An 11,359-nucleotide genomic window follows, 5' to 3' on the forward strand; every position below is an offset into this window, starting at 1 on the left:
GACGCTCGTCAGGTTGTGGGTGACCCGTGCTCGAGGCCGGCCTCCGTCAGCTCGGTCAGGGGGCGTGTCCGGGTGTCACCGCCGACGCCGTTGACCAGGACACCGGGCCGCAGGCCGGCCGGCAGCGCGGCGAACGCCGCCTCCAGGGCCCGTACGTCGGTCACGTCGGCCACCAGGGAGTCGCAGGCCAGTCGGTCGCCGAGCTCCCCGGCGACGCGCCGCACCGCCTCCGCGTCGTGGTCCACCAGGATCAGCCGCATGCCCTCGGCGGCCAGGCCCCGGGCCACCTCGGCGCAGATTCCGCCGCCGGCGCCCGTGACCAGGGCCACGTCGCGTGGTGCTGTCACCGTCATGTCGTCCTCCAGCCGGTGTCCGGCCGCCATGTCGCCAGGCACCTCGTGCGCCGCAGCAGTTCCTCGGTGGGTTCGACGCCGGTGCCCGGACCGGCCAGGGGCAGGACCCGGTGCGCCTACCTCACCTCACCTCACCGAACACTTCGCCGGCGCCTTCCCGGTGTGGCTCGCCCCGGAGCAGGTCCGCGTCATCCTCATCGTGGACGAACTCACCGACTACGCCCGCGAGGTGCGTGACGCGCTCCTCGACGCGGACATCCGCGCCGACATCGACACCGGCGACGGCCGCCTCAACGCCAAGGTACGCACGGCCGTCACTCGCAAGATCCCGCTGATCGTCGTCGTGGGCCGCCGCGAGGCCGAGGAACGCTCCGTGACCGTATGCGACCGCTCGGGCAAGGAGACCCCGATGCCCCTGGACGCGTTCGTCGCGCATGTCACCGACCTCGTAAGGACCAAGAGCCTGGACGGCGCGGGCCACCTGCGCCCCGAAACCGGCACGGCGACGGTCTGACGGAACACCGGGCGCGGGGGGCATGCGCCTCCAGAGGCCATCGGTCCGCAGGATCGCCAGTCGCCCGGTCCGTTCCGGCGGGGTTCGTGCCGTCCCGAGGCCTTCTGCGGGTCGGCACCGTACGGGAACTGCTCGAGCCCGGCCTGCCCGCTGGTCGGTCAGGTGCGGCAGCGCAGCATTTCCAGTGGCGGGTGTGCGAGGAGGTCCGCCCAGAAGTCCTCGCCGAACTGTCGGATGCCGGCTTCGGAGATCTGCAGTGGAATCCACTCCACTTCACCGAACGCGGTTGCCCGCAGGCACTCCTCGTAGACCTCTCGCCGCGGAGCTGTGGTGACGATGCTGATCGGCTGAGGGTCGAGGAGAGCCGTGACCCGCGCCCGCGGGCCTGTCTCGGTTTCCTCGCCGGTCGGTTCGCAGCGGAATCCGTACTTGTCCAGGGACGGGCAGTCGAACCGGTAGTCGGGTTTCTGGGCGAGCATGAAGAACTCTCCACCCTTTACCAGGTTCCGATGGATGTTGCGGCACATCCGTTTCATCGCCGCGATGCCCTCGGCATAGTTGAGACATTGCACTGCCACCGCGATGTCGAAGCGCTGGCCGACAGGCCGCAGCTCGGCCACGTCACCGACTTCGTAGCGCACACCCAGCGGATCACGCCGCTCGATCTCCCGCGCGGCGGCGATCATCGCTTCGGAGATGTCGACACCCAGGACGTCCGTGGCACCACGCCGCTTGAGCTCCCGGCTGTAGAAACCGGTACCGCACGCCAGGTCGAGAACCGACCTTCCGCTCACGGCCCCAACCATGCCGAGAAGGCTCGGTACCTCCCCGTAACGTGTCAGCGGCAGGGACTTGAACCCCTCGAACGCCTCACCGATCCCGTCGTACTGCTGCGCGCTCACGTGCCGCCCCTTTCTGCGTTTCGTCCTGTACGGGTCACGTCGGCCTTCCGGATTCACAGGCCGACCGGGGATGCAGTCGCGGCAGAAAGTCTCCTCCGCCTCTGTCCAGCCGCCGTATTGGCAGATGGCACGAAATAACCGGCCGCGTGACCTCCCGTCGTCCAACCCGCCCCGGCGCCCGACGATGGCCCCACCCTCCTGAACCGTTGGACACTGGCTGGCGGGCGCGCCCCACCGTCAGGTCCGGTCCGCCCGACAGGGTCGCTGCTGCCGGTAGCCAGCCAGGTCGGGCTTGGCGAGTTCGTTGTCGACCTCGACGTTGATCGTGCCGGAGAAGTTAACGTTCTCGCCAGGATGTGGCTCGCCTTGAGGGAGGTCGGCGTGCGGCCTCCCTTGTCGGGGCTGGGTTGAAAACAAGTCGTCGGCGAGCGGGCATGGATGGTAGGCAGTGGGAATGACTACTCACGGCCTTGACGTCATGGAGCATTTTGTCGCGGAACGTGCCTGCGAGCGTTTGATTCTGGAATTCGTTCGCCGGCTCGACCTTGGTGAGCCGGGCACCGTGTGCGAGCTCTTCACCCCCGACGGAGCCTGGGAATGGCCGTATGACGGGCGCCGGATTGAAGGCCGGGAAGCCCTGCGCGCCTACTTCGGTTCGCGACCGACGGATCGCTTGTCCCGCCGGATGTGCACGAACATCCTGGTTACCGTCGACTCGCCGGACACTGCGGCGGCGACCACATACTTCGCGACCTACAGGGTCGACGGGTATACCGACGGGGCGCTGGTTCCGCCTCGGTTACCCGCGAACGTCGGCCACTACGAGGATACGTTCCGTAAGATCGACGGCGTCTGGCTCCTGGCGAAGCGGACCCTCATCCTGCCCTTCGGCGGGCCGACGGAACACCTTGCCAGTCCCAGCCGGCCCTGAGCGGAGTCGTGATGATCAGACAACAAGAGTGAACCCGCCTCTGATCGGGCCGGGGTGGACTCAGTGGTGCTCGCGGGTGAGTGGTGCCACCACAGCCGGATGCTCGCCCGGCGAGACACCGATGCCGGATAGATGGTGCCCATGACGACAGCGGGATGGCAATGTCCAGCAGTAGCTTGACGCTCGCGATCACGGGCATGGGAACTGTACTGCCCAGCCAGCGCATGACGTTGAGCACTTCGCGCAGGCTGTCGGCCAGCAGCATCACGGCCAGCGCTGCGACGATCAGCCGCAACCCCGTGGAGAGTGGCCGGCCAACCGTCCGTGCGTAGCGCAAGGTCCATCGACGGCGGCCCAGTGTCGGTGACGTCGGCCGGGGTGACCATGACCAGCAACCGGCTACCGGGCGCAGGCCGCCGGTAGCCGCCCTCGGCAGTCTGGGTGTAGATGCCTGGTAGACGATGAACTCGGCCTCAAGCCAGGTCTTTACGGTCAGCCCGCGGCCGGCCAGCCGCACGAGCTGGTGGCGCAGCATCTGTCGTGGCGTTATATCGAGGGGCTGCCTCTTGCTGCACTGCGCATCGACGTGCCAGCACCGTGCGCGGCATCCACGGCAGGGAGCGGATGGCGGAAAGACCGGGGACGGCACGGAGGTCTTGGTAGCCGCTTTCCCAAGAGGTCAGGGTGAAGCCGCCTGCCGGGGCCATGTCGACGTCGGTGGCGAGTACGTGGGCGCACATGTCGGGTCCTCGGTGGCGATGCGGTCGGGGAAGTGACGGGCGCCGTGCCGCTTGGCCTTCAGTCGGCCCTGGAGGTCAGGCAGCGCGACCGGCATCGTGTCCACCTGCCTGGACCGGACGCGCTCTCGATGTTTGTCAAGGCTGAGCCGACCGGTGGTATGGCCTGGAGTCGTCCGCTCGCTGCTGGAGGTGACGCCGGTTGGTGCGGGGTGGTCATCAGACGATCTCTTCCTCGAGTCCGGCGGTCTCGCGGGCGTTGCTGTAGGCGGGGTCTCGTAGGAGCGTCGGCCGGCTACACGCCACCAGATGGTGGCCAGCAGCAGGACCGCGGCCAGGGCGACGGGGGCGTAGTTGAAGGTCTCGGTCGTCACCGGGTAGCTCTGAGGGAGCAGAAAGAGCACGGTCATGAAGGTCACCCAGAGCACGGCGATCCCGCCGACGAAGGGGCCCCAGCTGCCCAGGGTCCAGGGGCCGGGGCGGAAGGTGCGGCGGTTGCGAAGGCGCAGGAAGATCGGGATGGCGTAGGCGGGGGTGATGCCGATGACGTTGATGGCGGTGACCGCGCCGTAGGCGGTGGTGCTGTACAGGGACGGGGCCGCGAGGACGCCGGCGACGACGACGGACAGCCACACGGCGTGGACGGGTGTGCGGGTGCGGTCGGAGACCCGTCGCCACCATCGTGACCCCGGCAGGGCGCCGTCCCGGGAGAAGGCGAAGACCATTCGGGAGCACGCGGCGACCTCGGCGTTGCCGCAGAACAGCTGGGCCACGATCACGATGAGTAGGAGGATCTTCGCGCCACTGGTGCCGAGGGCGTCGAGGAAGATTTGCGCGGGCGGCACGCCTGTGTCGGTGTTCTGGGTGCCGCTGTAGTCCTGGATGGCGAAGGTGAGGCCGGCGAGGAGTACGCCGCCGGCGAGCCAGGACCAGGTGATGGCACGGACAATGCCGCGGGCGGCGTTGATCTGCGCGCCGGTGGTCTCCTCCGACAGGTGGGCGGAGGCGTCGTAGCCGGAGAAGGTGTACTGGGCGAGCAACAGGCCGATCAGGATCACGTACCAGTGCGAGTTCCAGCCGGTGTCGTTGACGAACTTCCCGAAGACGAACGATGCGGACTGGTGGTGTGAGGGCACGGCCCACAGCACGCCGACGATGACGGCGACGCCGGTGATGTGCCACCAGACGCTGATGGAGTTGAGGATGCTGACCAGGCGGACGCCGAAGAGGTTGAGCAGACCGTGCAGGAGAAGGATGCACAGGTAGATGACCATGGTCTTGCCGGGTGTCGGCTCGAAGCCCCATTGAAGGTTGGCGAAGGCGCCGGTGAACAGGGCGGCTCCGTAGTCGATGCCGGCGATGGCCCGAGAAGGCCGAGCAGATTGAGCCAGCCGGTGTACCAGCCCCATCTCTTCGAGCCGAGCTGATCCGCCATGTAGTACAAGGCGCCCGAGGTCGGGTACGCGCTGGTGACCTCTGCGAGGCCCGCGCCAACGAACATGACCATGATGCCGACGGCGATCCAGCCCCACATCATCACCGCTGGCCCACCCGTGTTGAGGCCAAAGCCGTACAGGGTCATGCAGCCGGACAGGACGGAGATGACCGAGAAGCTGATGGCAAAATTACCGAACGATCCCATACGCCGGGTGAGGACCGGCTTGTACCCGAGCGTGCGCAGTAATTCGTCGTCGCGTGGGTCCTGCGGCTGCCGTTCGACAAGGCGGAGTCGTCGGCTGCGGATGGACACGAAAGACCTCCAACTTTGGGGACTGGCGCACCGTCCTCAAAGGCGGTCGCGCCCATGACAACTGATCAGTTCGACGTTCCCGCCGCAGCCAAGCACTGGCCCGCGCACGCAGGAAAGCGACGGCGGCCGACTCCGGACGGTAGGAATCGTCGGCGACGTGGATCCATGGCTGCAAGACCGCATGAGGCCCCAGGGCTTCGAACACCATCGCCGCGTCGACGTACTGATGCACAGCCTCAGCGGAACCGACTGCGCGACCGCGGCGAATCCGTCCCGGCCTGTCGGCGGCAGCCGCGGCCCTGCTGGCCGCTGCCTCAGGCTCTGGCCTCGATGTCGTCCTGATCTTCCGCGAGCAGCCGCGAGCATTGGGAGGATGCGGCCGAGGCTCTGGCTGCGCCGCTCACAGCCCAGGAACTCAGGAGGGTGACCGGTGAACTCGCTCTGAAAGGAGGTACAGGCCCTGACGGAGTCTGCCCACGGCCGGGCGGCCAAGGCACTGGGCCTCACCTGCACGGGTCCGCTGAGATGGGGCTTGCTCGGCGTCACCCTCGCACGCCGAGCTGGGGACCGATGGCTACAGGTGAGCCGGACGGCGAAGACGAACACGGGCAGGAAGCGGGGGAGGGCGTCGTGGGGGCCTCTCTGCTCGTGCCCCAAGATATCCCGCGCCCCGCCTGCGCGGGGTGCACGACTGGCGGGATCGACGGCGAGTGGGAAGACCTGGACTACCTCACGCAACCCGTCGTGTCCCTGGACTGAGCCGACATCGACCACGACCCGGAGTTCCCTGACGAGCGGTGGCGGACCTTCGCCAAGTCCTTGCCCTGCTCGCCGAAGCGCAGGGAGTGAGGACGACCGTCCGGGACGAGTGGATCGAACGAGCCTTCCCCCAGTTCCTCGGCATCCAGGCCCCCGCCCGGTGCTCCCGTGGCTATGCTGGACCAGTGGGCCGCCGTCGACGAGGGCTGCGAGTCCACCGTCCCCTCTGGCCTTCTGGAGGCCGCCGCGTGCCCACCCTCGTAAGGACGATCGCGGCAGCGGCCACGATGACCCTTCTGTACGTTGTCAGCCCGCCAACAGCCCAAGCCGCCGCCCTGGGCGGCCAGGTACAGCCCGGGGCGGTGTCCTGCGCGGGGTCCGTGCCGGGCTGCGTGCGGAGGCTCGAACACACCTTGGCCACCGTCCGCGACGAACTGGGCTGCGACCACCGCGCGCCCTTCGCCGCGCTGTACGTGCGCGTTCAGGAATCGTTGCAGCACGTCCTGCGGGACCGCCCCACGTTCTTCACGGAGCCGACGTGGGCGGCCCGCGACCTCAACGCCGCGTTCGTCAGCCGCTACCTGGACGCCTACCGGTCCGACCGGAACGGACAGCCGGTGCCGCGTGCTTGGAGCATCGCCTTCACCGTGGCACGCACGGGGCAGACCAATGCCGCACAGGACGCCCTGCTGGGAGCCAACGCGCACATCCAGCGTGACATGTCCTACGTACTGGCCGAGCTCGGCCTCGTCGCCCCGAACGGGATCTCGCGCAAAGCCGACTTCGACCGTGCCCAGGCTGTTCTCGACCGCGCGTACGAGCCCGCCGTCCAGGACCTCACCCGCCACTACGACCCGCTCCTCGCCGCGGCGGACGCCCGGTGGAACCCGGTCGCGAACCTCACCGCGCACGAACTCCTCGTACTGTGGCGGCGCAACGCCTGGCACTACGCCGAGCGCCTGACCGCGGCCGCCACCCCCGAGGAGTTCCGCAGGGTCTCCGCGGCCATTGAGGACAACGCCGCCGCCTGGGGAACCCTGCTGGCCGCCGTACAGGTACCGGGCTACCGCCTCGTACGGGACGGCTACTGCCGTGGCGGCCGGACCGGGACGCCGGTGTCCCCGTCGCGGGCCTGGACGCCACCGCAGTTGCCCGCGTCGCTGGCATCGGGCCGCCTCCCGCGGGGAGACTGAACGACACGCTTCTCCAGCGGCAGGACAAGCGACTGGATGCTCCAGCGGTACGGATGCTCGGGCTCGTCGGGGCAGGCGAATATGTTGAGCTCGCCCCAGCGGCCCACAGTGATCCCCGTCGGCATGGCGCAATGGTGAGTGGGCCGGTTCCGGTCCTCCAGCGGATTCCAGCTTCCGCTGCCGCCGTCCCATTCCGAACTGTCGGTGGTCAGCAGCAGGCGCATCGGTGCCGCGCAGGTCAAGCAGTCCATCGGGTACGGATCGGTCGCGTGCCAGGAGGCGAAGCCGCCCACGCGCCAGCCGGGCGGGATGGACAGGTCGTACTGGTAGCCGGGCGGCTCTGTCGCGCATCCGTCCACCGCCTGCTCGGCCTCCTCTTCGAGTTCGAGGGCTTCCTCCCAGGCGTCGATCCGGGCGTAAAGTTCCCCAGACAGAAGGCCGGCGAACGGGCAGGTGGCCACCTGCTCCGGGTGCAGCACACAGGGCTCGGGCACGAAGCCGTCGGACCCGACGACCAGCGGCTGCGGCGGCGCGGTCAGCACCTCGCCACTCGCCTTTTCGAAGCGTTCACGACGCCGGGCTTCGCTTTGGGCCCGAACAATGCGGCGGGCACCTACTACGGGCGGACGGCTGGCATCGGCCAGGTCAACCCGCCGAAGCTGCGGATCAGGTACACCAAGTAACTCCGCGACAGCCAGCCAACTCGACACACGACCCCAACGACGGCTAGGGGAAAGCCACAGCGAGGCTTATCCCGATTATCATTTGCTAACCTTTCCTTTAGCGAGACTTGACCGGGCCATTGTTGACGCTTCGACAATCCTGCTGAAGTCGGTTGACGTTTACTGGCACCGAGGCTGCATGTCGGCATCCCCCACCGTGGGTGTTGCCCTGGCCTCCTCGATGATGCTTGTGCACGTCTGATGGTCTCGCGTCCCCAGTGAACGGTTCGGTCATGCCGCTGACGCCGCCTTCTCTCTCGCCTGGTGCGGGAGACGGGCGGCGTCGGCGGTCTGGCCCGGCGAATGCGAGAAGAAGAGATGAGACCGGTCTTCAAGAGGCCGACCCGAGTGGCCATTGCCGGCCTGCTCGCCACGGCTGTCGTGGTGGGGGCCGCCGCCCCTGCGGCGCTGGCCGCACCATTGCCCGCACCTCAGCCCGGCCCCAATGAGGCTGTACAGGCGCATGCGCGTGCCGTCCTCACTGGAGCCGCCGCTCGCACCGGTACCGCGGCTCCCGCTGACGCGAACAGCATGAAGGCGTTCCCGGCGTGGGCCACCGTCGAGGAATACGGGCAATTCCTTGACATGTTGCGCACCGAATACAACAAGTCCTCCAAGGAGAGCCACTTCTCCGTCGACTTCCAGCTCGAGGGGACGCCAAGGTCTCCCTGTGGTTCAGGCGCGCGGACCTCTACTTCGAGGGCTGGACAGCCGGCGACACGTTCTACTACTTCAAGGACGCGCAGGTGCCGCCCGCCGTCAAGTCGGCCAAGTCGCCGCTCAAGAATCTCGGCTTCGGCGCCGGCTATGACGCCCTGGGTGTCGAGGCAGGACGCACGCTGGGGCAGACGTCGTTCCAGACGGCGCTCGTCACGCTCGGCAATGCGGAGAAGAAGCTGAAGGAGCCGAAGGGGTTCCCGAAGGAGCAGCTCGGGGATCTCATCCTGCTCGGCCCGGAAATGGCCCGGTTCGACGGGTTCGCCAGTACTGTCAAGAAGAACTGGGAAACGGGGGATGGGTTGCCTCGTCGAAGCTTGTCGACACCATCAAGAGCTGGGACGGTCTCACCAAACTCGCGGCCGGTGAGGGTGGGGACGTCCGCATCGGCGGCCAGAACATGACCCAGGAGCTGGCTGAGAGGATCCTCGGGAAGGACGGGGCGCGCTGGCGGCCTCCGGCGGGGAGACCACCGGCGGCCGTGTCTCGTGCGTAAAGAACCCTGGAAAGCGGTCCAAACGTTCCGTCGATCCGTGTGAAGAGGCGGTGGCTGCGGGCCAGCGGCTGAAGGAGCGTGTTGAGGAGCGTGCGAAGGAGCTCTGCGACGGCTCAAGCGGGGCATCGTGCCTAGGGACGGTGGACTGGGAGAAGGTCCGCAAGGAACTCAAGGCGGACGCCGAGGACCTGGTGGAGAAGAAGCTCCGCACTGTCGACAACGTCAAGGACGTCACGCTCGGCAAGGACTTCTCGGTAGCCCTGGGCGATGCCTCCGGGTTCTACCTGCCGTATGACAAGACCCGCGAGGCCGTGTCCGGCCCCTCCGGTTCGGACAGTGGTCACTCGGGCATTAGCCTGACGAAGCTGGGGGACGCGGCGGGCAAAGCCATGTGGGTCAAGGGCGTTGCCGATGCTTTCACGTCCGACAGCAGCGACCTGGAGAAGGCCGCGGCGCTCACCGCGATGATGCCCGCAGTGGGCAACCTCATGCAGCTGTCTTCTGACGCGGTCAATCAGGACTGGACCCACCTCGGCTTCGACGCGACGTTCGTGCTGCTGGAGGGCGTCGAGTTCCTGGGCCTGGAGGCGGCCGGCCCGGTCGGATGGGCTGTGGCGGCGGTCGAGTTCATCGTGGACCAGTTCATCGGCTTCGCGAAGAAGGACGCGGAGAAGGCCGCGATGCTGGACACGATGCAGCAGCGGTGGCATGACGGCGTCATGAGTGTCGTCTCGGACACCGGCGACAAGGGCTGGATGGCAGGCGGCGGTGCCCGCACTGTCGTGCAGTCCGCAGTGGCCATGATGCAAACGATCGAGGTCCAGCGCGCCACGGCCAAGGGACTGGCCCGCGTCATTAACACCGCCGACGCCTCCGGAGGATCCCGGACGGTGCGGACCTGAGTAAGCAGACCTGGGTGGGAGACCAGCAGTTCGCCGACGCCGACGCCAGGGTCGACGCCCTGTCCGCAAGGTCGGTCGCCGAGATCCGCAAGGCGGTAGCCCGCAGCCTCACGGAGAAACTCAACAAACTCTGGGAAAACAAGGACACCCAGGCGAAATTCGTGACCCCGTTCGGGGAGAGGTGGGCCGAGCTGAGCTACGACGGTCACATCGACGGCCGTGCCCGCAAGGTAGCGGCCTGCGAGAAGGACAGCCGCGGCAATGAAGGACCCTGGTACGACGAGCAGGCATGCGCGATCTGGAACTTCACCCCGAAGCCCATCGACGCCGCTGAAGTCGAGAAGGCCCTCAAGGGCATGGGCTGGGTGGATGCCGGGTTCCTGCCCTTCGACACCCCCATCCTGCTGCAGACCACCGGCAGGTACCTCACCGCCGATGTGAACGCCAAAAAGCTGACCCACATCGACAAGCCCACCGGAACCGATACCGGTCTCTTCGTCTACCGCCGCAACGGACAGCTCAGCACCAAAGACGGCCAGTGGTGCGTGGAGTCCCAGGGCAAGAACATCGGCGAGCCCTATGGCGCGTGGGGCGAGGTCGCTCTGGCCGCATGCCAGAACAAACCCACCCAGAGGTGGCAGCTCGAGCCGGACAACCGGATCACCAACGTCGGCAACGGAACCTTCCTCGCTGTCGAGGCGGAACTGGACCCGAACGAGGACTGTGACGGCTGGGACCACATCTGCAACACCTACCGTCCCAAGGACCGCGTGGTCACCAACGACGTAGACCCGGGGCGCAACGGGCGCCACCGCGACTACGAGACCTGGCAGGCGATCACGCCACCCCCAGCACAGCGACGCTGACCGCTGCGCACTCGGATGGCTCTTACGGATTTCGCCAATCCGTAAGAGCCATCCGGGGCCCTGGCTGCATCCCTCTGACGGCGGCCCCGCTCGTACACCGAGCGGGGCCGCCTCAATGTGGGTCGGCCGCCGCTACTTCGCCCCGTGCGGCTGCCTCTGTCCGGATGTCGCCGAGTAGTTCCCGCACCGCTGCCAGAGAGGTGGATGAGGCCGTCCCGCTGGAGTGTGCGGCCTGTCCTTGGGGTAAGTCCGGGCACCTCTCCATAAATGCGAGAATTCCAGTGTGAATATCCCAAAAGAGCTGTCCGTCGTCGAGAGCGCCTTCATGCTGAACGCGTTCGAGATCGACATCCTCCCCGGAGTCCGCGGCGACCTGGACGAGCCTCTCGCATCCGCGCCTCCGGGAGACCTGGCCCCTATCCTTCTCTCGTTGGTCGAAAGGGGCTGGATCGAGGTGTGCCGGGTGATTCCGTGGACGAGTCCGGACGGACGGTCCGGCTTCCAGCCCAGCACACCC

The 11,359-nt window shown here is 67.5% G+C and carries 9 protein-coding genes and 2 pseudogenes; 7 read left to right on the forward strand and 4 right to left on the reverse strand.

The window, feature by feature from the left end; genetic code table 11:
- Positions 1 to 8 precede the first annotated feature (8 nt).
- Positions 9 to 383: an SDR family NAD(P)-dependent oxidoreductase gene (locus tag EKH77_RS33505; RefSeq protein ID WP_206279979.1), complete on the reverse strand. Its 375-nt coding sequence runs from the start codon at positions 381 to 383 to the stop codon at positions 9 to 11.
- A 130-nt stretch (positions 384 to 513) separates the two neighbouring features.
- On the opposite strand from EKH77_RS33505, the gene EKH77_RS32745 reads away from it, so the two are divergent.
- Complete coding sequence (locus EKH77_RS32745) at positions 514 to 867, forward strand: His/Gly/Thr/Pro-type tRNA ligase C-terminal domain-containing protein (RefSeq protein ID WP_240667676.1); 354 nt, start codon at positions 514 to 516, stop codon at positions 865 to 867.
- Positions 868 to 1,025: 158 nt separating this feature from the next.
- On the opposite strand, the gene EKH77_RS32750 is transcribed toward EKH77_RS32745, so the two are convergent.
- The gene (locus EKH77_RS32750) at positions 1,026 to 1,769 is read right to left on the reverse strand and encodes a class I SAM-dependent methyltransferase (RefSeq protein ID WP_126917781.1); all 744 of its coding nucleotides are present in this window, start codon (positions 1,767 to 1,769) and stop codon (positions 1,026 to 1,028) included.
- A gap of 454 nt (positions 1,770 to 2,223) precedes the next feature.
- Between EKH77_RS32750 and EKH77_RS32755 the strand changes: the two genes are divergently transcribed.
- The gene (locus tag EKH77_RS32755; RefSeq protein WP_126917782.1) at positions 2,224 to 2,700 is read left to right on the forward strand and encodes a nuclear transport factor 2 family protein; all 477 of its coding nucleotides are present in this window, start codon (positions 2,224 to 2,226) and stop codon (positions 2,698 to 2,700) included.
- Positions 2,701 to 3,697: 997 nt separating this feature from the next.
- On the opposite strand, the pseudogene EKH77_RS32760 reads toward EKH77_RS32755, so the two are convergent.
- Positions 3,698 to 5,118 (reverse strand): annotated as a pseudogene (locus tag EKH77_RS32760) (amino acid permease); the annotation flags it as partial.
- Positions 5,119 to 6,194: 1,076 nt separating this feature from the next.
- Between EKH77_RS32760 and EKH77_RS32775 the strand changes: the two are divergent.
- Positions 6,195 to 7,139 carry a DUF5995 family protein gene (locus EKH77_RS32775; protein ID WP_126917783.1) on the forward strand — a complete coding sequence of 315 codons (945 nt, stop codon included), beginning with the start codon at positions 6,195 to 6,197 and terminating at the stop codon, positions 7,137 to 7,139.
- Between the two features lie 32 nt (positions 7,140 to 7,171).
- Here the strand turns inward: EKH77_RS32775 and EKH77_RS32780 are convergent.
- A pseudogene (locus tag EKH77_RS32780) lies at positions 7,172 to 7,687 on the reverse strand (hypothetical protein); the annotation flags it as partial.
- Between the two features lie 773 nt (positions 7,688 to 8,460).
- On the opposite strand from EKH77_RS32780, the gene EKH77_RS32785 reads away from it, so the two are divergent.
- From EKH77_RS32785 to EKH77_RS33510, 4 genes are all read left to right on the forward strand, one after another.
- Complete coding sequence (locus EKH77_RS32785; RefSeq protein WP_126917784.1) at positions 8,461 to 8,982, forward strand: ribosome-inactivating family protein; 522 nt, start codon at positions 8,461 to 8,463, stop codon at positions 8,980 to 8,982.
- 232 nt (positions 8,983 to 9,214) lie between these two features.
- On the forward strand, positions 9,215 to 9,976 hold the full coding sequence (locus EKH77_RS32790; RefSeq protein ID WP_126917785.1) for a hypothetical protein: 762 nt from the start codon (positions 9,215 to 9,217) through the stop codon (positions 9,974 to 9,976).
- Positions 9,977 to 9,990: 14 nt separating this feature from the next.
- On the forward strand, positions 9,991 to 10,842 hold the full coding sequence (locus EKH77_RS32795; protein WP_126917786.1) for a hypothetical protein: 852 nt from the start codon (positions 9,991 to 9,993) through the stop codon (positions 10,840 to 10,842).
- Positions 10,843 to 11,125: 283 nt separating this feature from the next.
- On the forward strand, positions 11,126 to 11,359 hold a 234-nt coding region (locus tag EKH77_RS33510; RefSeq protein WP_206279980.1), incomplete at its 3' end, for a hypothetical protein.

It is taken from the genome of Streptomyces luteoverticillatus (assembly GCF_003970715.1).
GTDB classification, from domain to species: domain Bacteria; phylum Actinomycetota; class Actinomycetes; order Streptomycetales; family Streptomycetaceae; genus Streptomyces; species Streptomyces abikoensis.

Excerpts from the sequence above, each read along its gene's own strand:
- EKH77_RS33505 (WP_206279979.1), bottom strand. The coding sequence starts at position 383 with ATGGCGGCCGGACACCGGCTGGAGGACGACATGACGGTGACAGCACCA.
- EKH77_RS32755 (WP_126917782.1), top strand. The coding sequence starts at position 2,224 with ATGACTACTCACGGCCTTGACGTCATGGAGCATTTTGTCGCGGAACGT.